Below are 23,909 nucleotides of genomic sequence, written 5' to 3'. Positions count from 1 at the left end.
GATGTCGCTCGCCCACGATGCTCAGATTGCCGTTCGACCCGCTGCCGTGTCGCAACGCCCGACGCGGACATGGCCGGAAGTCAACAATCCCGCCGCCTGGATCGTCGCGGCCATTCTCCTGATCATGCCGCTGATCGCCAACGGCTTCTTCCTGATCGAGATCTTCGCCTCCACCTTGATCCTCGGCACCATCGCGCTGAGCCTGATGTTCCTCGCCGGGTACGGCGGCATGGTCAGCCTGATGCAGCTCACCATCGCGGGCTTCTCGGCCTATATGGTCGCGGTGTTCGGCGTCAGCGGCAACGCCAATATCAGCCTGGGCTGGCCCTGGTGGCTCGCGGTGCCGATGGCGCTGGCGCTGGCGACCGCCTTCGGCACCCTCGGCGGCGCGCTCGCGGTGCGCACCGAAGGCATCTACACCATCATGATCACGCTCGCGATCGGCGCGGCCTTCTACTATTTCACCAACCAGAACTGGGCGATCTTCAACGGCCATACCGGCATCAATACCGTGGCCACGCCGCACTTCTGGGGCGTGAACTGGCGCGCCGACATCCCCTTCTATTACATCGTGCTCGCGGTCGCCGCGCTCTGCTATTTCGCCGTCGAATACCTCTCGCGCGCGCCCTTCGGCTTGGCCCTCCAGGGGGTGCGCGACAATCCGAGGCGCATGGCCGCGCTCGGCTTCAACGTCAACGCCCACCGCGTCGCAGCCTATGCGTTTGCCTCCTTCGTGGCCGCACTCGCTGGTGTGCTCCAGGTCTGGAACTACCGCCAGATCTCGCCGGGTTCGGTCAGTGTCGGCGCCTGCATCGACGTGCTGATCATCGCGGTCGTCGGCGGCATCACGCGCCCGATCGGCCCTTTTATCGGCGCGCTGATCTTCGTGCTGCTGCGCACCTTCGCACTCGACTTCCTGGTCCGGCTCGGCCTCGACGGCAACCGCTTCCGCCTCCTGATCGGGCTCGGCTTCCTCGCCATCGTGTTCTGGTCCTCGGACGGCGTGATCGGCCTGTGGCAGCGCTGGCGCCAGCGACAGCGTCGCGGCGCCGACTCAACCGGTGGAGGGCGCAGCCATGGATAGCGTTGCCCGGCGCCTCTCCGCCGTCGGCGCCGGCGCAGCGCTGGAGCTGCGCGGCGTGACGCGCATGTTCGGCGCGCTGGCGGCGCTGACTGACGTCACCATCACCGTACGACCCGGCGAGCGGCGCGCCGTGCTCGGCTCCAACGGTGCCGGCAAGACCACGCTGTTCAACTGCATCACCGGCGACTTCCCGCCCTCCTCCGGCACCATCCGCTTCTTCGGCGAGGACGTCACGCATTTCCCACCCTATGAGCGCATCCGGCGCGGGCTGCGCCGCACCTACCAGATCTCCGCGCTGTTCCCCGGCCTCACCGTGCAGGATAACGTCTATCTCGCCTGCCGCGGTGTCTCGCGCGGGCGCTTCTCGTTCCTGCGACCGGGACAGAACGATGCGCTGATGCATGCGGCCGATAATCTGGTCCAGGCCGTGCATCTATCCGCCGTGAAGGACCAGCGCGTGGCCGAGCTCGCCCACGGCCAGCAGCGCCAGCTCGAGATCGCGCTCGCGCTCGCCGGCGCGCCGCGCTTCGTCCTGTTCGATGAGCCTGCGGCGGGCCTGTCGCCGACCGAACGCGCCGAGCTGATCGAGATCCTGACCTCGCTGCCGGCGCATATCGGCTACATAATCATCGAGCACGACATGGACGTGGCGCTGCGCGTCGTCGAGAGCGTCACGATGATGCACAACGGCCGCGTCTTCAAGGAGGGCCTGCCGCAGGAGATCCAGTCCGATCCTGAAGTGCAGGAGCTCTATCTCGGAGGCGGCCATGAATGAGGCCCGCCGCTCGAGCGCCGCGCTCGAGGTCCGCGGCCTCGACGTCTATTATGGCCACTCCCACGCGCTGCAAGGCGTCGACCTCACGCTGGAGAGCGGCGTGTTCTCCGTCGTCGGCCGCAACGGCATGGGCAAGACCACGCTGTGCAAGGCGATCATGGGCCTCGTCGGCGTGAGCGGCGGCTCGATCCGCGTCCGCGGCGAGGATGTCACCCGGCGGCTGCCGGCCCAGATCGCGCGGCTCGGCGTCGGCTACGTGCCGCAGGGCCGTCGGCTCTGGCGATCGCTCAGCGTCGACGAGCATTTGCGACTCTCCGGCGGTCTGCGGCCGGGCGTCTGGACCGTCGAGCGCATCTACGACACATTCCCGCGCCTCGCCGAGCGCAAGGGCCATGGCGGCGGCCAGCTCTCCGGCGGCGAGCAGCAGATGCTGGCGATATCGCGCGCGCTGCTCACCAATCCGCATCTGCTCATCATGGACGAGCCGACCGAAGGCCTCGCGCCCGTCATCGTCGCGCAAGTCGAGGAGATGTTGCTGCGGCTCGGTGACGACGGCGACATGGCCGTGCTCGTGATCGAGCAGAACATCGGCGTCGCCACCGCGATCTCGCGCAACGTCGCGATCATGGTCAACGGCCGCATCAACCGCATCATCGACTCCGCGCGCCTTGCCGCCGACCGCGAGCTGCAGCAGCGGCTGCTCGGCGTCGGGCTTCACGCCGAGCTCGAGCCCGATATCGACATCCCCGCGTCCGGCCCCGAGGCGAAGCCCGCGCCGGCACCACGCCGCGACGGGCCGGTCCGCATCTACGTTTCCAACCCGACGCTGCCGACGCGATGGTCGCAACCGGTGCCGATCGCTCGCATCGAGGCAGCGGCGCGGACACTCTCCACCCAGGTCGCACGGCTCGACGAGACGGCGCGGCGCAAGCGCGAGCCGGCGGCGGCGCAAGCCTCGGGCCCACCGGTGGTGCTGGTCGTCGGCACGCTCGACACCAAGGGCCAGGAGCTGCGCTTCATCCGCGACATCATCGCCGAAAGCGGCCTGCGCACGCGGCTGGTCGACGTCTCGACCAGTGGCAGGCATTCATCCTGCGATGTCTCCGCGCAGGAGATCGCCCTGAACCACGGTCGCGGCGGCTCCGCCGTGTTCGGCACGGACCGTGGTGCCGCCGTCACCGCGATGGCGGATGCATTTACCAATTGGATGCGACGCCAGGGCAATGTCGCCGGCGTGATCTCGGCCGGCGGCTCGGGCGCGGCCTCGCTGGTCGCCCCGGGCATGCGCGCGCTGCCCATCGGCGTGCCCAAGCTGATCATCTCCTCCGTCGCATCAGGCGATGTCGGGCGCTATGTCGGCCCCGCCGATATCACCATGATGTACTCGGTCACCGACGTGCAGGGGCTGAACTCGATCTCGCGCGCGGTGCTCGCCAACGGGGCCCATGCGCTCGCCGGCATGGTTAAGGCGCGGCTCGACACGCGTGCCGCAACGGCGCGCGAGGCCGGCGGGCTGCCCGCAATCGGCATCACCATGTTCGGCGTGACGACGCCGGCCGTGCAGAAGATCACCGCCGACCTACGCGACGACTTCGAATGCCTGGTGTTCCACGCCACCGGCGTCGGCGGACGCTCGATGGAGAAGCTCGTCGAGTCCGGCCAGCTCGCCGGCGTGATCGACCTCACCACGACCGAGATCTGCGACCTCTTGATGGGCGGCGTGTTTCCGGCGATCGATGACCGCTTCGGGGCGATCATCCGCAGCCGCCTGCCCTATGTGGGCTCGGTCGGCGCACTCGACATGGTCAATTTCGGTGCGCCGGACACCATTCCCGAACGCTATCGTGGCCGCAAGTTCCACGTCCACAATCCGCAAGTGACGCTGATGCGGACGACCGCCGAGGAGAACGAGCGCATGGGCCGCTGGATCGCCGATCGGCTCAACCAGATGGACGGCCCTGTGCGTTTCTTCCTCCCCGAGGGTGGCGTCTCAGCCCTCGACGCGCGCGGCCAGCCGTTCTGGGATCCGGATGCCGACGCCGCACTGTTTCGCACGCTGGAGCGGACCGTGCGGCAGACCGGCAACCGCCAGCTCGTTCGCACGCCCAAGAACATCAACGATCCCGATTTCGCCGCCGCCATCGTCAGTGCGTTCCGAACCCTGTTCGGCCGCACCGGCGCGCGGCGGAGGCTAGCGAGGTGAGCGATGGCCAGATTTGAACGCGCAGCCCTCCTGAAGAAGTTTCGCGACATGGCGAGGCGCGGCGTGCCGATCGTTGGTGGAGGTGCTGGCACCGGGCTGTCGGCCAAATGCGAGGAAGCTGGCGGCGTCGATCTCATCGTCATCTACAATTCCGGCCGCTATCGCATGGCCGGCCGCGGCTCGCTCGCTGGCCTGATGGCCTACGGCGACGCCAATGCCATCGTGCTGGAGATGGCCTGCGAAGTGCTCCCTGTGGTCGACCAGACCCCCGTGCTGGCGGGCGTCAACGGCACCGATCCCTTCCGCGACATGGATGTCTTCCTCGACCAGCTGAAGGCGCTTGGTTTCGCAGGCGTCCAGAACTTTCCGACCGTCGGGCTGATCGACGGCACCTTCCGCGCCAATCTCGAGGAGACCGGCATGTCCTATGCGCTCGAGATCGACATGATCGCAAAGGCGCACGACAAGGACATGCTGACCACGCCCTACGTGTTCAGCGAGAAGGAAGCCGCCGCGATGGCGATCGCCGGCGCCGACATCATCGTCTGCCACATGGGCCTGACGACCGGCGGCACGATCGGTGCGCACACCGCGCCAAAGCTCGGGGACTGCCCCGCGCGTATCGACACCTGGGCTTCCGCAGCGCTCAGTGTCAATCCAGACATCCTGGTACTCGCGCATGGCGGTCCGATCGCGGATCCCGCCGACGCCGATTTCATTATGAAGAACACCCGCCACTGCCATGGCTTCTACGGCGCCTCCTCGATGGAGCGACTGCCGGTTGAGCGGGCGCTGACGGAGCAGGTACGTCAATTCAAGGCGATCGGCGCGCGGTAACGCCGAAAGGACGAGGGAGGGAAGGATGTCGGGCAATCTGGTCGGTGAATTGATCCTCTGGCTGATCGTCGCGATCATCGTGATCGTGGTTGGCGTCTACATCGTGAACTGGCTCTATCATCGCTCCTCCAAGGAGACGTCGTTCGTCCGGACGGGTTTCCTCGGCGAACGCGTGGTGATCAATGGCGGCGCCTTCGTGCTGCCATTCATCCACGATTACACGCCGGTCAACATGAACGTGTTGCCGATGGGGGTCGTCCGCTCCAGACAGGATGCCGTGATCACCCGCGACCGCATGCGGGTCGACATCGAGGCCGACTTCTACGTCCGGGTGCAGCCGACCCGCGAAGCGGTCTCGATCGCCGCGGCGACGCTCGGCCGCCGCACCATGGCGCCGGAGCAACTTCATGCGCTGCTCGCCGGCAAGTTCATCTCTGCGATTCGCTCGGTCGCCTCCGAAATGACCATGGAGGAGATGCACGAGCGGCGCGGCGACTATGTCGCGCGCGTCAAGACCGAAGCGGCGGAAGCCCTTGCCCAGAACGGCCTCGAACTGGAATCGGTCGCCATCACCGATCTCGACCAGACCGATCTCGAATTCTTCAATCCCTCGAACCGGTTCGACGCCGAAGGTCTGACCCAGTTAATGCAGGACATCGAGGCCAAGCGGAAGCTGCGCAACGACATCGAGCAGGACTCGATGATCAAGATCCGCGCCCGCAATCTGGAGGCCGAGCGGCAGGCGCTGGAGATCGAGCGCGAGAGCGAGACCGCGCGCCTGGAGCAGGAACGCGACATCGAGATGCGCCGCGCGCTCCAGCGCACCGAGGTTGCCCGCGAACGGGCGCTGCGCGAAACCGAGGCCGAACAGGCGCAGATTTCCGCTCGCGAGGCGATCGAGCGCGCCCGCATCGCCAATGACCAGGCGATTGCGGAAGCCCGCATCGCCTCCGAGCGCGAGACCCGCCAGAGGGAGATCGAGCGGACCCGCACCATCGAGGAAAAGGAGCTGCTGGCGCGCGAGGAGATCGAGAAGACGAGGATCGCCAACCAGCGCTCGATCGACACCACCCGCATTGCCTCCGAGCGCGAGGTGCGCCAGCGCGAGATCGAGCGCATGCGCACGGTGGAGGAAGCCGAGATCGCGGCCCGCGAAGCGATCGAAAAAGCGCGCATCCAGCAGGACCGCGTCGTCACCGACGCCCGCATCGCCAACGAAGAAGAGACGCGCCGCCGCGAGATCGAGCGTACCCGCGCCGTGGACGAGGCCGAGATCGCCGCCCGCGAGGCCACTGAAAAGGCCCGCATCGCGCAGACGCTGATCGTCAATGTCGAGCGCATCTCCTCCGACGAGCGCACCCGCGCCCTGGAGATCCAGCAAGTGCGGACCATCCAGGAGGCCGAGATCGAGGCCCAGCGCGCGGTCGAGGCCGCCCGCATCGCCCGCGAGCGGACGCTCGCCGCCGAACGCATCGCCGCCGAGCAGAACACGCGGCAGCTGGAGATCGAGCGCAACCAGGCGCTCGACGTCGCCGGCATTGCCGCGCGCGAGACCACGGAAGCCTCGCGTATCGCGCAGGAGGAGCGCGTGCGCTCGCTGGAGATCGCCCGCAACCGCGCCGTCGAGGAAGCCGACATCGCCTCGCGCGAGGCGATCGAGGCGGCCCGCATCGCCCAGGAAAAGGCGGTTGCGGCCGAGCGGATCCAGGCCGAACGGGAGACGCGCGCGCTCGAGATCGAGCGCACCGGAGCGCTGGAGGCGGCCGAGCTGAAGCAGCGCGACGCCGTCGAGCGCCAGCGCATCACGGTCGATCTGGCGCTCGAAGCCGAGCGCATCAACTCCTCCAAGAAGCGCGAGGTGCTCAACATCGAGCAGAAGAAGGCGATCGAGATCGCCGACGAGGACCGCGTCATCGCCCTCTCCACCAAGCGCTCCGAACGCATCGACGCCGATCGCCAGGTCAAGCAGGCCGAGATCGTCGCGCGCAAGGAGGTCGAGACCACCGACGTCTCGCGCGAGCAGGCGCTGGAAGCGGCCCGCATCGAGCGGCGCCGCGCCATCGAGCAGCTCGAAGTCGCCCGCGTCCAGTCGCTCCAGGAAGCCGAGATCGCCTCGCGCGAGGAGGTCGAGCGTGCCCGCATCGCCTCCGACCGCGGTCTCGACGAAGCCCGCATCGGGCGCGAGCGCGAGCTGCGCAAGCTCGAGGTCAATCGCGAGAAGGAGGTCGAGACCGTCCTGATGGAGAAGGCGATCGCCATCCACACGAAATCCCTGGAAGAGTCCGCAGCCAAGGCGTCTGCCGAGGAAGCGCGGATGCGCGCGACGGAAGCTACCGAGCGCGTCGTCACGGCCCGGGAGAGCGAGATCGCCAAGCGGCGCAAGACCGTCGAAATCCTGCTTGCCGAGAAGCAGGCCGAGGAGACGCGCATCGCGGCCGAAGCCGAGCGCGTGCGCGCGGCGGTCGAGGCCGAGGCGCAGCGGCTGCTCAACGAGGCCGAGAACGTGCTGACCGACCAGGCGCGCTACTCGCTGTTCCGCAGAAAGCTGCTCGACCGCATCGAGGGCATCGTGCGCGAGAGCGTCAAGCCGATGGAGAAGATCGAGGGCATCCGCATTCTCCAGGTCGACGGCCTCAACGGCAACGGTCACGGAAATGGCAATGGCGGCCGCAGCGCCACCGACGAGGTGATCGACTCGGCGCTGCGCTATCGCGTCCAGGCCCCGCTGATCGATTCCATCCTGTCGGACATCGGCGTCGAAGGCGGCAGTCTCGCCAAGATGCCGGGGCTGATCCGCGAAGCTCGCGACATGCAGGGCATCAAGGAGGCCGCGCGCAAGGGCGGCGGAGGTGCTGGCGGTGGCGAGAAGCCGGCGGCCTCCCCGCCCGCGACCGAGGGCGGCGAGCATTCCGAGCGCGGCCCGCGGAAGAAGAGCTGAGGTTTGAGCGATGGCCCGCGTCTACGTCTCCACCGTCGTCAACGCCCGCAACGACCGCGTCTGGGCACGGGTTCGCGATTTCAACGGCCTGCCGAACTGGCATCCGGCCATCGCCGAAAGCCGCATCGAAGGCGGCGAGCCCTCCGACAAGATCGGCTGTGTCAGGGATTTCCGCCTGCGCAACGGCGACCGCATCCGCGAGAAGCTGCTCGGCCTCTCCGATTACGACATGTTCTGCACCTATTCGATCCTGGAATCGCCGATGGGCGTCGAGAACTACGTCGCCACCCTGCGGCTGACGCCCGTCACGGACGGCGACCAGACCTTCGTGGAATGGACCGCTGAGTTCGACTGCGCGCCGGAGCGGGAGACCGAGCTCGTCAGCAACATCGGCGGCGGCGTGTTCCAGGGCGGCTTCGACGCCTTGAAGCGCGTGTTCGGGGGCTGACGTGATCCGACCTGTTTCGATCAAGGCACACTGCGCCCCCTCGCCCCGCTTGCGGGGTCGCTCGCGCTGTGAGGGTTGGGGGGAGGGGGAGCCTCTCCGGGGACGGAGGCAGTTGGACTCGCGGAGACTCCCCCTCACCCGGCGCTTCGCGCCGACCTCTCCCCGCAAGCGGGGCGATGTGAAGAGAACAACAGAGGGCTGACCGTGCCGCATATCGTCAAGAGCACGATCCTGGACGCACCGACCGACGCGGTGTGGGACGTGCTGCGCGATTTCAATGGGCACGACCGCTGGCATCCGGCGGTCGCGACCTCTTCCATCGAGCGTGCGCAATCCTCCGACAAGATCGGCTGCGTCAGGCGTTTCAAGCTCAAGGACGGTTCGGAGCTGCGCGAGCAGCTGCTGGCGCTGTCCGACCTCGAGCAGGCGTTCAGCTACTGCCTGCTCGATACGCCGGTCCCGATGTTCAACTATGTCGCTCACGTCCGGCTGCTGCCGGTCACCGATGGCGACCGCACCTTCTGGCACTGGGAATCGCGATTCACGACGAAGCCGGAAGACAAGGACCGCATCACCCACATGGTCGCCGAAGACATCTATCAGGCAGGGTTCGAGGCGATCCGCCGACATCTGAAGGAGGCCGCATAGCATGGCCGTGACGGTAAAGACTTTTGCGAATGCGAGCGAGGCGGCTGGCGCGCTGTCGTCGGACCGGAGCGCGCGTTATCTCGGCGGCGGCACGCTGGTGATGCGGGCGCTGAACGAAGGCGACGTGTCGATCTCGACGATCGTCCGCGCGCAGGACCAGGCGCTGACCCGGATCGAGGCCTCAGGCCCGCGCATCACGCTCGGTGCCGGCGTCACCTTCGCGCGCGTGCTGGCCGAGCGCGACCTCGCCTTCCTGCATGCCCCCGCCCGCTCGATCGGCGGTCCCGCTGTACGCAACATGGGCACGGTCGGCGGCAATCTGTTCGCGCCGAGCCCTTACGGCGATTTCACCGTGGCGCTGCTGGCGCTCGACGCCACGATTGCGGTGCAAGGCGGCTTCGGCTCGCGCGATATTCCGATCGAGGAGTTCCTGCAGGGGCGCGAGCGACAGGCCGGAACTTTGGTGCTGTCGGTGTCCTGTACGCGGCCGGCCAGCAGCGAGGCGTTCCGATATCGCAAGATCGCGCGCATCAAGCCGAAGGGCGGCTCGGTGATCACGCTTGCCGCGCATCTGCCGGTCAGCGGCGGACGGATCGCGGGTGCGCGGATTGCGCTGGGCTCGATGGCGCCGACGCAAATCCGTGCTCGCGCCGCCGAGCGCGCATTGGAGGGCCGCTCGTTGGATACTGCGACCATCGCAGCTGCCGCTTCGGCAGCAACGGAAGGAACATCGCCATCCGACAACGCGCTCGGGAGCGCCTGGTATCGCCGCGAGATCGTCGGCGTGCATTTGCGGCGCCTGCTGTCGGGACAGGAATAGCTCGCCATGACAAAAATCCCCCTTCAGTTTCGCCACAACGGCCGCGACGTCGCGATCTTCGTCGACGGCGGCACCAACCTGCTCGTCGCCTTGCGCGAGTTGATCGGCGACATCACGCCGAAGTTCGGTTGCGGCCAAGGCGGCTGCGGCACTTGCAGCGTGCTGATCGACGGTGAACTTCACCTCTCCTGCCTGACACTCGCCGAGACAGTCTCGGGTCGCTCGATCGAGACCCTCGATGGCATGAAACAGGGCCCGAACCTGCATCCGCTCCAGCGCGCCTTCGCCGACAATTTCGCCGCCCAATGCGGCTATTGCACACCGGGCATGCTGATGGCGGCAAAAGCCCTGCTCGACCGCAACCCTTCGCCGAGCCGCGCCGAGGTCGTCGAGGCGATCTCCGGCAATATATGCCGCTGCACCGGCTACGAGCCGATCATCAACGCCATCCTCGCCGCCGCCGGCGGCCGGGTCAGCGCCTAGAGGACGCGACCATGCTGGAACTGCGCAAAGACATCTTCGCCGACGAGCGCGACGACAACCTGAATGAAATCGGCAAGGGCACCCAGCGCCAGGACATGCTCGGCCACATCACGGGCACGTCCAGCTATTTCAACGACCACAAGCTGCAGGGCATGCTGCACCTGAAGGTCGTGCGTTCGGCTCAAGCGCATGCAAGGCTGCGCCGCATCGATACCACCGAGGCCGAGCGCTCGGCCGGCGTCCGCCGGATCATTCGCGGCGCCGACGTGCCACGCAACCTCAACACGCTGCTCAGCCTGATCAACTTCGGCAAGGACGACGAGCCGTCGCTGGCGGTCGACAAGGTCCGCTACAAGGGCGAGCCGATCCTCGCCGTCGTCGCCGACAGCGAGCGCGAGGCGTTCGAGGCGATCGCAAAGGTCAAGATCGACTACGAGCCGCTGCCCACCGTGTTCGACGTCGAGGATGCGCTCAAAACCGGTGCGCCTGTCGTCAACGAGACCTATCCGAAGAACGCCTTCATCTATCACGACGTCTACGATCACCAGCGCCTGCGCTTTGGCGACGTTGATGCGGCGCTTGCGACCGCCGACCACGTGCTGGAACAGCGCTACCAGATGTCGCCGATCGAGCACGCGCCGACCGAGACCAATGGCGCGATTGCCGCGCCCGACACCAACGGCCGCTACGTCGTTTACACTTCGACCCAGGCGCTGTTCTTCTCCGTCGACACCTGCGCCAAGATCCTGGACGTGCCCTCCAACACCTTCCACTTCATCGGCGGCACCGTCGGGGGCGGCTTTGGCGGCAAGGTGGATACGCTGACCGAGCCGCTCGCGATCCTCGGCGCGATGCTGACCGGACGTCCCGTCCGCTACGTATTCGGGCGCGAGGAGGAGATGCAATACGGTCCGCCGCGCGGCGCCGAGCGCATCTACATCAAGGACGGCGTCATGCGCGACGGCCGCATCGTCGCTCGCAAAATCCGCGCTTATTTCGACAGCGGCGCCTATACGCGGCTGTCGAGCTATGCCGCCGTGAAATGCGCCGCGCATCTGCCGGGGCCCTACACCATCCCGAACGTCTATGGCGACGTCTATTGCGTCTTCACCAACCGGACGCCGGCCACCGCCATGCGCGGCTTCGGCGTCACCGCAATGGACTTTGCCATCGAATGCCAGATGGACAAGCTGGCAAACCTCGTCGGCATGGACCCGATGGAGTTCCGCATCCTCAACGCCTATCGCGACGGCGACATGAAGGCGCATCGGCGCGAGGCCAAGAACACCGCGCTGATCGAGTGCGTCCAGGTTGCGGCGGAAAAAGCCAAATGGCCGATCCGCGACGAGTTCAGGCGCGCCTCCTCGCGCAAGGACGGCGGCGGCAGCCGCGCCGCGATCCCGCCGACGCCGGGGGATGCGCGTCCGAGACCGACGACTCCGGCACAGCAGCGCACCAGCTACGATCGGCTCCCGCCCACCGTCACCCGCGAACCGCCGCGCGAGCCACCGCCGCCGGCGCCGCCACCTCCCCCGCCGCGGCCAGCCGCGCCTTCACACGGCGCGACTCGCTTCTCCTCCGTGTTCGGCACCAGGAGGCGCTAGATGACCAGGCATCGCGGACGCGGCATGGCGTCGATCAATTATCCCATCGGCATGAATCTCGGCGGCGATCCGAGCCAGGCGCTGGTGCATTCCAACCCGAGCGGCAAGTTCACCGTGGCGCTGTCGTCGATCGACCTCGGCCAGGGCATGAAGTCGGTGACGCGGCAGATCTGCGCGGAGACGCTGGGCGTGCCGGTCGAGGACGTCTATGTCGACACCGCCGATTCCGACACCGGCCCGCACTGCATGGGCTCGTTCGCCTCGCGCGGCACCCATCGCGTCGGCAACGCCGTGATGGCGGCCGCCCGGGAGGCGCGCGGCGTGATGATGGAGGCCGCCGCCGAGGAGCTCGAGGTTAACGCCGCCGATCTCGAAACCGACGGCCGCGGCAATATCCACGTCAAGGGCGCGCCGCACCGTTCGATCTCGACAAAGGACGTCGCCATTGCCGCGCAGTTCAAGCAGGGCAAGACCATCTCCGGACGCGGCATCTTTCTTGTGCCGCTGTCGGACGTCGATCCCGAAACCGGCGAGATGTCGCCAGCAACCTGCTATGCCCATGCCTGCCTCGTCGCCGAGGTCGAGGTCGATGACGAGACCGGCGAGATCGCGATGGTCCGGATGGACTCCGCCTACGAGCTCGGCCGCGCGCTCAATCCGCGGCTGGTCGAGCAGCAGCTCGTCGGGGGCGCCTGGATGGGCGTCGGTCACGCGCTCTACGAGACGCCGGAGCCATACTATCCCGATCCCGTCCACGGCCCCCGCGACTTCGTCGAATATCTGATGCCAGGTCCCGGCGACATCTGCCCGCACGATATTGCCGTGCTGGAGCGTCCGGCGCCTGACGGTCCTTTCGGGGGAAAAGGGCCTGGCGAGATGTGCGCCAATCCCGTGCTGCCGGCGGTGGCGAATGCGATCTTCAACGCCGTGGGCGTTCGCATCGACGACCTGCCGATCACGCCGGAGAAGGTGCTGCGCGCAATCAAGGCGCAAGGCGGCGCACGGCCGCAGGCACGGCGCTAGGGGGATCGGCCGTGGCGGTTCGCAGCAACATCGTCGGCATCGACAGTCCGGAGGCGCTGGAGAAGGCGTTGCGGGCAGCCTATTACCTCGCCGACGAGGGCCTTGCGACCGCCGCCTATCTCGGGCTTGCGCTGGGCAAGCCGCTGCTGCTGGAAGGCGCGCCCGGCGTCGGCAAGACGGAAGCCGCCAAAGCCATCGCCGCCGTGCTCGGCCGCCGCCTGATCCGCCTGCAATGCTACGAGGGCATCGACGCCTCTGCCGCGCTTTACGAGTGGAACTATCCGCGCCAGATGCTGGCGATCCGCCAGGCCGGCGATGAGAGCATCGACATCTATGGCGAGACCTTCCTGATCGAGCGGCCGATGCTGGCCGCGCTGCGCGCGCCCGATTCAACCGTGCTCCTGATCGACGAAATCGACCGGGCCGACCAGGAATTCGAGGCCTTCCTGCTCGAATTCCTCTCCGACTTCCAGATCTCCATTCCCGAGCGCGGCACAGTGCGCGCGGCCGAGCGGCCGGTCGTCGTGCTCACCTCCAACCGGACGCGCGATCTGCACGAGGCATTGCGCCGCCGCTGCGTCTATCACTGGATCGACTATCCCAGCGCCGAGCGGGAGGCGCGGATCATCATGATGCGCGCATCCAGCGTCGCCGAGGCCACGGCCCGCGCCGTCGTCGCTGCCGTCGAGAGATTGCGGCGCGAACCGCTGAGCAAGGCGCCCGGCATCGCCGAAGCCGTCGACTGGGCCGAGGCCGCGACCCTCCTCAACAAGGGCGGCGCGCGCTGGCCTGATGCCTTCAAACGTTCGATCGGCGTCGCGCTGAAGGACGAAGAGGACCTGCACTTCATTGCGCCGCGGCTCGATGCCATGCTCGCGGAGGCGACCGCATGAGCCCCGAGCTGCAGCTTCCACGCGCTGCCCGCACCTTTGTTTCCTTCGTCGCGCTGCTGCGCGCCAACGGCTTCGCCGTGGCGCCGGAGCAGACTACCGCGTTCCTCGCCGCGATCGCGCTGCTGGGACCGCGCAACCTCGACGACATCAAGCAATCTGCGCTCGCCACCCTCGCTCCGCCGCCCGAGCGCCGCGCCACCTTCGACCGGCTGTTCGACCTCCATTTCCGTGGCGGCGAGGCGATCGAGCATGCCGAAGACGGCGAGGACGATGAGACCGTTCGCCTGCAGGAGGAAGGTCGCGGCGACGAGGAGCCACTGCTCTCCGACGACGCCAACGAGTCCGGCCTCACTGCGACGCGCACCGAGGCTCTGGTCGAGCGCCGCTTCGCGCAATTCTCCACGACCGATGTCCTCCGGCGCCTGGCACGCGAGGCCCCGCGGCGCCTGCCGCGGCGGCGTGGGCACCGCCGCATGCGGGCGCGCCGCGGCCCGTTCGCCGACCTCCGCCGCACCTTGCGCGACAGCGTCCGCAGCGACGGCGAGATCCTGCGTCTCGGCCACATGAAGCGGCGCCAGCGCCCGCGCAAGATCCTGCTGCTGATCGACGTCTCCGGCTCGATGAAGAGCCGCACCGAAGAGAATATGAAGCTTGCACACGCGCTGGTGCAGGCCGCGCCGAGCGTCGAGGTCTTCACCTTCGGCACGCGGCTGACCCGTGTCACCCGCGCACTGCGGCTGAAACGCCGCGAGCAGGCGCTGAATGCGGCAGCGCATCTCGTCAGCGACTGGGACGGCGGCACCCGCATCGGCGACGCGCTGCAGGCCTTTCTCGCGGTCCCGCGGTTCGGCGGTTACGCCCGCGGCGCTGCCGTGGTCATCTTGTCGGACGGACTCGAGCGCGGCGAACCGGACGCCCTTCGCGACGCCGTCGCGAAACTGTCGCGGCGGGCCTGGCGCCTGAGCTGGCTGACGCCCCTTGCGACAGGCCCCGGCTTCCGTCCGCAGACCGAAGCATTGGTCGCGATCGAACGCTTCGTCGACGATCTCGTGGACGGCGGATCGAGCGCATCGATCGTCGCCCACGTCCTGGCACTGGGAAGGAGAGCTGCGTGAACGGTATTGTCGACGGCCATCATCACATCTGGCGGCAGGCCGACCTGCCCTGGCTGACCGGTCCCATGCAGCCCCGCATCTTCGGTCCCTACGAGCCGATCCGGCGCGACTATCCGATCCAGGAATATCTCGACGACCTCAAGGGCAGCGACGTCACCCGCTCCGTCTACGTCCAGACCAACTGGGCCAATGACCGTTTCGAGGACGAGGCTGCCTGGGTGCAGCAGACGGCTGATGAGCACGGCTGGCCGCACGCCATCGTCGCCTACGCCAATTTCGCGGTCGACGACGTGCGTCCGCAGCTCGACCGCCTCAAACGCTATCCGCTGCTGCGCGGGGTGCGCATGCAGCTGCATTGGCACGAGAACCCGCTCTACCGCTTTGCGGCCCGCTCGGATCTTTGCGCCGACCCCATGATCCGCCGCAACGTCGCGCGTTTGGCCGATTACGGCTGGAGCTTCGACCTGCAGGTGTTCACGCCACAGATGCCGGAGGCCGCGGAGCTGGCCGACGCTTGTCCAAAGGTGACCTTCATCCTCCAGCATGCCGGCATGCTGGAGGACCTCTCACCGTCTGGCCGCAACGCCTGGCGCGCCGGCATGGCGCGACTTGCGGCCTGTCCGAACGTTGTTTCGAAGCTCTCGGGTCTCGGCACCTTCATCCATCGCAACGATCCCGCGCATATCGCCGCCGTGCTCGCCGACACCGTCGCGATCTTCGGCGCCGAGCGCTGCCTGTTTGGCTCCAATTTTCCGATCGAGAAGTTGTGGACCAGCTACCGCGAGCTCGTCGGAGCCTTTCGCGCCGCAGCCGCCCCGTTCAATGCGGAGCAGCAGGATGCGGTCTTCAGGACGACGGCGACGCGCGTCTATCGGCTTTGACAGACAAGAAACGAGACAGGAGGGAAACGAATGGCGCTGGAGATCAAGATCCTGGACTACGGCGATATCGAGCTGGAATCGAGCTTCCTGGTGCTCGGCCGCGACTGCGGCCGCACCCGCCGCGTCCTCACCCTCGGCTTCCTGATCCTCGGCGGCCCCTATCCGGTCGTGGTCGACACCGGCTATCGCTCCAATCAGATCATGGAGACGCTGGGCATGCGGGGTCTCCAGTATCATGAGAACATGATCGAGAACCAGCTCGCGCGCCACGGCGTCCGCATGGGCGACGTTCGCTTCGTCTGCCACACCCATCTGCACATCGACCATGCCGGCAAGGACGATCTGTTCCCGATGAACACGACCGTCGTCCTGAACCGCAGGGAGCTCGAATATTCCGTCTCCGGCCTGATGCATCCGCAATATCCGGCGCCCGACATCAAGCACCTGATCGACCGCCTGCACACCAAGAGCGCGCTGCGCTTCCTGGATCTCGAGATCACCGGACCGATCGAGCTGATGCCCGGCGTCTATTGCGACGCCGCCAACGCGCACACCGAGGGCTCGATGAATATCATCGTCCACACAGCCGACGGCATTGCGACCATCTGCGGCGATGTGATCTACGACTTCAACGATCAGATCGTCACGCCTTTCCATGAAATACACGATTGGGAGCCGCGCACCACCGGCAACCATGGCACCACCAAGCGCGCAGAGAAGGCGGCCATCAAGAAGCTTCTCAGCAATTCGCGCTACCTGCTCCCGGTGCACGACCGGCCCGCCAAGATCGAAGGCGGCAACGTCGTGGGTCGGCTGCATGATCAGGTCCCCGGCCCGATCGTACAGTCCCTCCCCCAGCGCAACTGGTTCCCGGCTTAAGGTTGTCGAGGATCGACCGATGACGCATGTGACGTTGCGAAGCGAGTTCGAGACCCTGATCGACCCCTATGCGCCGGTCGCCCAGATCGGCACCGGCTTCGACTTCACGGAAGGGCCGATCTGGCATCCGGTCGATCATTATCTGCTGTTCTCGGACATGCCGGCCGACGTGCGCAGGCGCTGGGATGCGCGGCGGGGCGTCGTCGAGGTCAAACGCCCATCGAACAAATGCAACGGCATGACCTATGACGCCGAGCTCAATTTGATTGTTTGCGAGCACGCGACCTCGTCGCTGGTCCGCGAACGCCCGGACGGACGGCGCGAGGTGCTGGCCTCGCATTTCGGCGGCCAGGAGCTCAACAGCCCGAACGACGTCTGCGTGCACTCATCCGGCGCGATCTATTTCTCCGATCCCTGGTATGGCCGCATGCCGGTCTATGGCGTCGAGCGGCCGCGCCAGCTCGGCTTCCAGGGCGTTTATCGCCTCGTGCCCGGCAGCGAGCCGAAGCTCGTGGTCGAGCGCAATCTGTTCGATCAGCCGAACGGGCTGTGCTTCTCGCCTGACGAGCGGCTGCTCTATGTCAACGACACCGTGCAGGCCCTGGTCCGCGTTTTCGACGTCAACGGCGACGGTTCGCTGGCCAATGCACGGGTGTTTGCGAGCGGCATCAAGTCCGAACTCGAGCCCGGTCTGCCCGACGGCATGAAGTGCGACCAGCACGGCAATGTCTGGGTTACGGCACCCGGCGGCATCTGGGTCTATTCGCCACGGGGCGAACTGCTCGGCAAGGTCCGCGTGCCGGAGCTGGTCGCCAACCTCGCCTGGGGCGGGCCGGATTTCCGCACGCTCTACCTGACCGCGACGCGTTCGGTCTATGCGATCCCGACCAAGGCCGGTCCGCGGCACGAGCCGTATATGAGCGGCCGGCGAAGCAGCGGTGGCGCAACATCGAGCTCCGCCCCGGCCGCGCCCATTCTCGCCGAGGGTGAGCTGCGGCTCGATCCGCAACGCTGCGCCATGATCATCCAGGATCTCCAGAATGATGTCATCATGGACGGCGGCGCCTTCGCCGAGTCCGGCGCGCCGGGACACGCCAAGCAGCAGCATGTCGTGGAGAATGTGCGGCGCCTGGCGGAAGCCGCACGGGCCCGCGGCGTCGTCATCATCCATGTCTGGTTCGTCGTCGAGCCCGGCGCCCCCGGCGTCACACTGAACGCGCCGCTGTTCGAGGGCCTCGTCGACAGCAAGGCGATGGTGCGCGGAAGCTGGGGCGCCGCGCCCGTTTCGGGCCTCGAGCCGCGGCCCGGCGATTTCGTGGTCGAGAAGATGCGCATGAGCGCCTGGGAAGGTACGCGGCTGGAGACGATTCTCAAGGCCACCGGCCGCGACATGATCATCAATACCGGCGCCTGGACCAACATGTCGGTCGAGCACACAGCGCGGACCGGCGCCGACAAGGGCTATTTCATGATCGTGCCCGAGGATTGCTGCTCGACCATGAATGCCGACTGGCACCACGCCTCGATCAACTTCGCCATGCAGAACGTCGCCGTCGTGACCAGAGCCGACACCGTGATCAGAGCGCTGGGATGAGCTGTGGCAAAGCTCCTTCATCTGACCTGCTCGCCCCGCGCCGAGTCCGAGTCGAGTGCCGGAGCGCGCGTCTTTCTTGACGGATTTCGCCAAGCTCGGCCGGATTGGGACGTCGATCTCGTGGACATCTGGCGCGAGCGGATGCCGGAATTCACGGGCCCCATTGTCGAGGCCAAATATGCACGCATGAAGGCTCAGGCCTTCAACGGCACCCAACGCGACAGCTTTGCCGAGGCCGAGCGAATGGCGCTACGCTTTTCGCTGGCCGATCGGGTGCTGATCTCGACCCCGATGTGGAACTTCGGCATTCCCTACAAGCTCAAGCAGTGGTTCGACATCATCGTCCAGCCCGGTCTCACCTTTCGGTTCGATCCATCGCAGGGATATCTGCCGCTGCTCAACGACCGGCCGACGCTGGTGATCATCGCAAGCGGCAGCGATTTTGCCACCGGCATGAACCGCGGCCGGATCGATATGGCTACGCCCTATTTGCGGGAAATCCTGCGCTTCATCGGCATCAGAAATGTCCGTTTCGTTCTGATCGGTCCAACCACGGGACCGCAAGCGCCGATCGATGCTGCCCGCGAACGGGCCCATCAACGCCTCGCTGCAATGGCCGCGACCTTCTGAAGCGCGATGAGATGAGTCTTAATCGCTGCAACGACGGTAGTCGGCCCCCTCTCCCGCTTGCGGGAGAGGGTGTTTCCGCAATGGGATAATTCCTTAGAGGAGAAAGCCCTCACCCGCGCCGGAGCCTGTCATCGGGCGCGCCTTCGGCGCGACCCGGTGGGCGCGACCTCTCCCGCAAGCGGGAGAGGTTGCACCGAGCCCGTGGCAATCGATCGACCTAAAGCCATTCCGCGCTAGAGGCGCAGTCGGCGGCGAGTCGAGCTGAATCAGATCAGGCTCGACTTGCCCCGGCTGAGCACCTGGCCTGTACCTTTGGTGCCGACGATCCGGCCCTGGCTGCAGACCACCTGCCCCCTGGCGATCGTCGTCACCGGCCATCCCGTGACCTCGAAACCTTCCCAGGGCGTGTAGTCTGCGCCGTGGTGCAGATCGGCCTGCCGGATCGGCTTCTTCAATTTTGGATCCCAGAGAACGATGTCGGCATCAAAGCCGACGCCAATCGAGCCCTTACGCGGATAGAGGCCATAGATGCGGGCGTGGTTGGTCGCGGTCAACTCGACGAACTTCTGCAGGGTGATGCGGCCCTTCAAGACGCCTTCGGAGAACAGGATCGGCAGCCGGGTCTCGACGCCGGGGATGCCGTTCGGCACCCAGCGGAACGAGGTACGCGCATTCGGCGTCAGCTTCCCTTTGGGATCGTCGTAGCGGAACGGGCAATGATCGGACGAGAAGGTCTGGAACACGCCCGACGTGATGCCTTCCCAGATCGCCTGCTGGCTCTCGACATCGCGCGGCGGCGGCGAGCAGACGTATTTCGCGCCCGTGATGTCCATGTTGAGGCCCTTCATGTCGTCGGCCGTCAGCGTGATGTATTGGGGGCAGGTCTCCGCATGCACCGGCAGGCCGCACTGCTGGGCCCAGCGCACCTGCTCCATCGCCTCTCGGCCCGAGACGTGCACGATCATGATGGGAACGCCGATCACCTCGGCATGGCTGATGGCCCGGTGCGTCGCCTCGCGCTCGACCGCCTGCGGTCGCGAGGTGCCGTGATAGTACGGCGCGATATGACCTTCGCGCTCCAGCTTGCTGGTGAGAAAGCGGATGGCGTCGTAGCCCTCGCAATGGACCATGACCAGCGCCTCCTCGCGGCGCGCGACGTCGAACACTTCGAGCAGCTGCTTGTCGCTGAGCACGAGGTCGTCATAGGTCATGAACACCTTGAACGAGGTGTAGCCATCCTTGACCAGCGCCGGCAGCTCCTGCCCGAGTACCACGGCAGTCGGGTCGGAGATGATGAGATGGAAGGCGGTGTCGATGTAGCATTCGCCCTCGGCGAGCTTGCGATAGTTCTCGACGCAGCTGCGCAGCGAGGTACCCTTCTCCTGCAGCGCGAAGGGCAGCACCATGGTGTTGCCGCCGGCCGCCGCCGCACGCGTCGCCGAGGCAAAATCGTCGGCCATCACCACGTCGGGGCCCGAGGGCTGCGAGATATGGACGTGGCTGTCGATGCCGCCCGGCAGCGCCAATAGGCCCGTCGCATCGATCTCGCGTACCGCGCCCTCGATGCTATCGGCGATGCTGACGATGCGGCCGTCGCAAATGCCGATATCGGCGCGAAACTCGTCGCTGGCCGTCACGATGGTGCCGCCGCGAATGGCGAGGTCGAGCTGCGTCACTGATGCCTCCGTCACTTGATGCCTGGCAATGTCTGGAAGATCCGCCCCCACTGCGCAAGCGCCCGGATGTCGCCGCCGGCGAGGCCGAGCGATCGCCACAGCGTCACTGCGACCGAATCGAGCACGGCGACGCCCAGCTCCCGCTCCATCGAGGCCGCCTGGGCAGCACTGTCGAGATTGGTGCAGAGAATGACGATCACGTCAGCCCCCTCCGCCGCCACAGCACGGATCATGTCCGCAATCGCCGCCGGCGCGACCTCGGCGAAGGAGAAGTTGTCGCGCAAGCCCAGATGCCGCTCGGCATGCGGAGCAACGCCCTCCTCGGCCCAGACGTCGGCGATGCGCCGCTGGACATCGTCGGTATAGGGCGAGACCAGGCCGACGCGCCTGGCACCGAGCGCGCGGGCGGCATCGATGCAGGCCAGCGTCGATGTCGTCGCCGGCACATTTGTGCGGACCGTGATCGCCTCGCACAGGCTGCGGTCGCGGGCGATGCCGAGCCAGCTTGCGGACGTACCGTTCCAAGCGATGGCGTCAACCTTGGCATCCGCCAGCAGGTCCGCGGCCGGAAGCATCGCGGAGGCATCGAACTGGTTCAGCGCGGCGGCGTCGAGCGCAATCTCGGTGACGCGGAAGCGCGAAAAATGCGCAGTGACGCCGGGAGCGTCGGCCAGCATGGCGCTGGTGACGGGCTCGAGCACAGAGTTGGAGGACGGCGTGATCATGCCGAGACGCTTGCGCATGTCGAAACCTTACGACGCCTGCGCCAGGCGCGTCGACTCCTCGCGGATCAGGGACAGGATGCGGCGTTTTGCATCGTTGAACTCGGGGCTGGTGATGTCGCGCGGGCGCGGCAGGTCGAAGTTGACGGCCTCGCGGATCCGGCCCGGCCGCCTGGTCATGACCACGATCTTGTTGCCGAGCACCAGCGCCTCGTCGACGCTGTGGGTGACGAACACGATGGTACAGCGGCGCTTCTGCCAGATTGCGACCAGTTCCTCCTGCATTTCGAGCTTGGTCTGGGCATCCAGCGCCGCGAACGGCTCGTCCATCAGGATGACACTCGGGTTCATCAGCAGCGCGCGGGCGATGCCCACGCGCTGATTCATGCCGCCCGACATTTCGGAAGGATGATGATGCTCGAAACCGCGAAGGCCGACGAGGTCGATGAACTCCATGGCGCGCTGGTGCCGCTCGGCTCTGGCAACGCCCTTGAGCTTGAGATGGAAGGCGATGTTGTCGATCGCTGTCAGCCACGGCATCAGGGTCGGCTGCTGGAATACCACGCCACGGTCCGAGCCGGGCCGCTCCACCTGTCTGCCGTCGACCAGCGTGCGACCGGAGGTCGCCTGCTCGAAGCCGGCGATGATGTTCAGGAGGGTCGACTTGCCGCAGCCAGAAGGGCCGAGCAGACAGACGAAATCATTGGCCTCGATGTCGAGATTGATGTTGTCCAGCGTCAGCAGGTCACGGCCGCGCCGCTTGTCGGAGAACACCTTGACGATGTTGCGAAGCTCGATTGCCGCCATCAGCCCGCCCTGCCCTGAACGGTGGTTGTCTGCTGCCAGCGCAGCGTGCGCGCCATGATCGCCTTGAGGCCGAGGTCGGAGAGATAGCCGAGCAGCCCGATCGATATCATCGCCGCGAGCACGATGTCGTAGCGCAGGAAGTAGTAGGAATCCCAGAGCACGTAGCCGAGGCCGCTCTTCACCGCGACCATCTCGGCCGTGACCGTCAGCATCCAGGCCGAACCGACCGCAATGCGAAGCCCTGCGAAGATCGAGGGGAGCGCCGCCGGCAGCACGATGTCCGTCAGCATCTGCCGCCCGTTCGCGCCCATCATCGCGCCGGCCCGCACGAGATTGTGGTCCACGGTCTTGACACCATGGATGCTGTTCATCAGCACCGGAAAGAATGCGCCGAGGAAGACCAGGAAGATCGCCGGCTTGTCGGCGATGCCGAACCAGATGATGGCGAGCGGAATCCAGGATACCGGCGGGATCGGGCGCAACATCTGCAGCGTCGGCTCCAGCGTCTTCTCGAACAGCCGCGACCAACCGATCGCGACCCCGGCGAGGATGCCGAGCAGGCTGGCCAATGCAAAGCCGCCAAAGACGCGAAGAGCGCTGGCGAGCGCATCACGCAGCCAATGGCCAGAGTAGGTCTGCGTGGTCTCGTCGAAGCCGAACACCCAGTCGCCGAGCGCATGCAGCACCGCACTCGGCGCCGGCAGCAGCGCGGGCGGCAGCATGCCGCTGCGGGCAAACGCCTCCCAGCCCGCAATCAGCAGCGCGGGGACGACGAGGCGTTCGAGCCCCTGGAACGCCCGCGTCAGCCGGAACGTCGGCCTCGCGGGCGAGACGTCAGTAACCGAGGTCATTCTTGGCCTTTCCCGTGGCCTTTTCCAGGAACGAATAGTCCATGTTCTTCTCCGCTTCCGCGGAGACGTCCTTGGAGATGTATTTGAGGTCGCGCATCATGGCGGCGATCGCCAGCGTCTGCGACCGATGGATCGCAGGATCGGGCGAGGCATTTTTCAGCGCCTCCGTCGCGACCGTCTTGTCGAGGCCGGTGAGCTTGTTGATGACCTCGATCCACGGCCCCTTGTCGGCGATCAGCTTGTTGTCGAGCTCGACCACGGCGCTGACGACGCCCTGGACGCCGACGCGCTGGCCCGCGATCACGTCGGAGCGGGTGACGATCAAGTTGGTCAGATTGCCTGCGGCCTGTTCATACGGCAACACGAAGTGCTTGCCGGCACCGGCGAGCCGGATTTGCGATGCAAACGGCTCGACCGAGCAGATCATGTCGACCTCGCCGCGCTGGAGTGCAGCGAGATGGTCGGACGGATTGGGAATGTTGATGAACTGGATGTCCTTGTTGGGATCGACGCCCTGCTTGAGGAATGCCCCGCGCATATGGATGTCCTGCGCGTTGCCGCGGGAGGCCGCAACCTTCAGCGGCTGACCGTCGCTCTTCGCCTTCGCAACGGTCGCCTTGAACGTGGCCCAGTCCTCGGGCGGCAGGCTCAGCTTCGCGGAGGACAGGCATTCCGAGCCGCCATTGATCTGACCGGACACGGCAACAACGTCAAAGCCTTTGTCGAGCGCGGTGATGTAGTGGAGATAGGTGACCTGCGCGACGTCGATGCTCTTCGATATCAAGGCGGTGAGAACGTCGTTCCCCGAGTTGAAGCCGGTGGCATCGACCTCGACGCCCTTGGCCATGCCTGGGATCAGCGACATCGGCAAGCAGTGCGCGCATTTGGCGTAGCCGAGCTTGATCTTCGCCGTCTGCGCCGAGGCGAGATCGCCTCCGCCAAGCATTGCCGCCATTGCCACTAGACCCAGTCGCAAACTCATCCGCATCGCTTACTCC

General features: G+C 66.5%; 22 protein-coding genes. 17 read left to right on the top strand and 5 right to left on the bottom strand.

Features of this window, described 5'->3' with window-relative positions; genetic code table 11:
* Position 1: 1 nt before the first annotated feature.
* The 17 genes from H1B27_RS07350 to H1B27_RS07270 all read left to right on the top strand — a co-directional run bounded on the left by H1B27_RS07350 (position 2) and on the right by H1B27_RS07270 (position 18,855).
* Complete coding sequence (locus tag H1B27_RS07350) at positions 2-1,084, top strand: branched-chain amino acid ABC transporter permease (RefSeq protein WP_197965524.1); 1,083 nt, start codon at positions 2-4, stop codon at positions 1,082-1,084.
* Entirely contained in the window at positions 1,077-1,859 is a 783-nt protein-coding gene (locus tag H1B27_RS07345; RefSeq protein WP_061882135.1) for an ABC transporter ATP-binding protein, read from the top strand. The genes H1B27_RS07350 and H1B27_RS07345 overlap by 8 nt, the downstream gene beginning before the upstream one ends.
* On the top strand, positions 1,852-4,062 hold the full coding sequence (locus H1B27_RS07340) for an ABC transporter permease (RefSeq protein ID WP_197965523.1): 2,211 nt from the start codon (positions 1,852-1,854) through the stop codon (positions 4,060-4,062). The genes H1B27_RS07345 and H1B27_RS07340 overlap by 8 nt, the downstream gene beginning before the upstream one ends.
* A 3-nt stretch (positions 4,063-4,065) precedes the next feature.
* Entirely contained in the window at positions 4,066-4,899 is an 834-nt protein-coding gene (locus H1B27_RS07335; protein ID WP_061882133.1) for a phosphoenolpyruvate hydrolase family protein, read from the top strand.
* Between the two features lie 25 nt (positions 4,900-4,924).
* Complete coding sequence (locus H1B27_RS07330; protein ID WP_197965522.1) at positions 4,925-7,837, top strand: flotillin family protein; 2,913 nt, start codon at positions 4,925-4,927, stop codon at positions 7,835-7,837.
* A 10-nt stretch (positions 7,838-7,847) separates the two neighbouring features.
* On the top strand, positions 7,848-8,285 hold the full coding sequence (locus H1B27_RS07325; RefSeq protein ID WP_061882131.1) for an SRPBCC family protein: 438 nt from the start codon (positions 7,848-7,850) through the stop codon (positions 8,283-8,285).
* Between the two features lie 204 nt (positions 8,286-8,489).
* Positions 8,490-8,933 (top strand): SRPBCC family protein, encoded by a 444-nt coding sequence (locus tag H1B27_RS07320; RefSeq protein WP_061882130.1) that lies wholly within the window; start codon positions 8,490-8,492, stop codon positions 8,931-8,933.
* 1 nt (position 8,934) lies between these two features.
* Positions 8,935-9,753, top strand: a complete 819-nt coding sequence (locus H1B27_RS07315; protein WP_197965521.1) for an FAD binding domain-containing protein — start codon at positions 8,935-8,937, stop codon at positions 9,751-9,753.
* 6 nt (positions 9,754-9,759) lie between these two features.
* A complete protein-coding gene (locus tag H1B27_RS07310) occupies positions 9,760-10,236 on the top strand; it encodes a (2Fe-2S)-binding protein (protein WP_197965520.1) in 477 nt (158 codons plus the stop codon).
* An 11-nt stretch (positions 10,237-10,247) separates the two neighbouring features.
* On the top strand, positions 10,248-11,840 hold the full coding sequence (locus H1B27_RS07305; RefSeq protein ID WP_197965519.1) for a xanthine dehydrogenase family protein molybdopterin-binding subunit: 1,593 nt from the start codon (positions 10,248-10,250) through the stop codon (positions 11,838-11,840).
* On the top strand, positions 11,841-12,863 hold the full coding sequence (locus H1B27_RS07300) for a xanthine dehydrogenase family protein molybdopterin-binding subunit (protein WP_197965518.1): 1,023 nt from the start codon (positions 11,841-11,843) through the stop codon (positions 12,861-12,863).
* 11 nt (positions 12,864-12,874) lie between these two features.
* The gene (locus H1B27_RS07295) at positions 12,875-13,756 is read left to right on the top strand and encodes an AAA family ATPase (protein ID WP_172784497.1); all 882 of its coding nucleotides are present in this window, start codon (positions 12,875-12,877) and stop codon (positions 13,754-13,756) included.
* Positions 13,753-14,871: a vWA domain-containing protein gene (locus tag H1B27_RS07290; protein ID WP_197965517.1), complete on the top strand. Its 1,119-nt coding sequence runs from the start codon at positions 13,753-13,755 to the stop codon at positions 14,869-14,871. Before H1B27_RS07295 ends, H1B27_RS07290 begins: the two co-directional genes overlap by 4 nt.
* A complete protein-coding gene (locus H1B27_RS07285) occupies positions 14,868-15,752 on the top strand; it encodes an amidohydrolase family protein (protein ID WP_197965516.1) in 885 nt (294 codons plus the stop codon). Before H1B27_RS07290 ends, H1B27_RS07285 begins: the two co-directional genes overlap by 4 nt.
* Before the next feature lie 30 nt (positions 15,753-15,782).
* Positions 15,783-16,631: an MBL fold metallo-hydrolase gene (locus tag H1B27_RS07280; protein WP_197965515.1), complete on the top strand. Its 849-nt coding sequence runs from the start codon at positions 15,783-15,785 to the stop codon at positions 16,629-16,631.
* Positions 16,632-16,650: 19 nt separating this feature from the next.
* Positions 16,651-18,225 (top strand): isochorismatase family protein, encoded by a 1,575-nt coding sequence (locus H1B27_RS07275; RefSeq protein WP_197965514.1) that lies wholly within the window; start codon positions 16,651-16,653, stop codon positions 18,223-18,225.
* A 3-nt stretch (positions 18,226-18,228) separates the two neighbouring features.
* Positions 18,229-18,855, top strand: a complete 627-nt coding sequence (locus H1B27_RS07270; RefSeq protein ID WP_197965513.1) for an FMN-dependent NADH-azoreductase — start codon at positions 18,229-18,231, stop codon at positions 18,853-18,855.
* Between the two features lie 266 nt (positions 18,856-19,121).
* Here H1B27_RS07270 and hydA read toward each other — a convergent pair whose 3' ends face one another.
* The 5 genes from hydA to H1B27_RS07245 are packed head-to-tail and all read right to left on the bottom strand — an operon-like array spanning position 19,122 to position 23,899.
* Positions 19,122-20,531: a dihydropyrimidinase gene (hydA, locus tag H1B27_RS07265; protein ID WP_197965512.1), complete on the bottom strand. Its 1,410-nt coding sequence runs from the start codon at positions 20,529-20,531 to the stop codon at positions 19,122-19,124.
* A gap of 11 nt (positions 20,532-20,542) precedes the next feature.
* The gene (locus H1B27_RS07260) at positions 20,543-21,274 is read right to left on the bottom strand and encodes a maleate cis-trans isomerase family protein (RefSeq protein ID WP_197965511.1); all 732 of its coding nucleotides are present in this window, start codon (positions 21,272-21,274) and stop codon (positions 20,543-20,545) included.
* Positions 21,275-21,283: 9 nt separating this feature from the next.
* Positions 21,284-22,060: an ABC transporter ATP-binding protein gene (locus H1B27_RS07255; protein ID WP_197965510.1), complete on the bottom strand. Its 777-nt coding sequence runs from the start codon at positions 22,058-22,060 to the stop codon at positions 21,284-21,286.
* A complete protein-coding gene (locus tag H1B27_RS07250) occupies positions 22,060-22,911 on the bottom strand; it encodes an ABC transporter permease (protein ID WP_194388115.1) in 852 nt (283 codons plus the stop codon). Before H1B27_RS07250 ends, H1B27_RS07255 begins: the two co-directional genes overlap by 1 nt.
* A complete protein-coding gene (locus H1B27_RS07245) occupies positions 22,895-23,899 on the bottom strand; it encodes an ABC transporter substrate-binding protein (protein ID WP_061882116.1) in 1,005 nt (334 codons plus the stop codon). Before H1B27_RS07245 ends, H1B27_RS07250 begins: the two co-directional genes overlap by 17 nt.
* Positions 23,900-23,909: the final 10 nt, after the last annotated feature.

Origin of the sequence: Bradyrhizobium diversitatis (assembly GCF_016031635.1) — a bacterium.
Taxonomy (GTDB): Bacteria; Pseudomonadota; Alphaproteobacteria; order Rhizobiales; family Xanthobacteraceae; genus Bradyrhizobium; species Bradyrhizobium diversitatis.
Note: the sequence above shows the minus strand (reverse complement) of the source record. Positions and strands in the feature narration are given on the sequence as shown.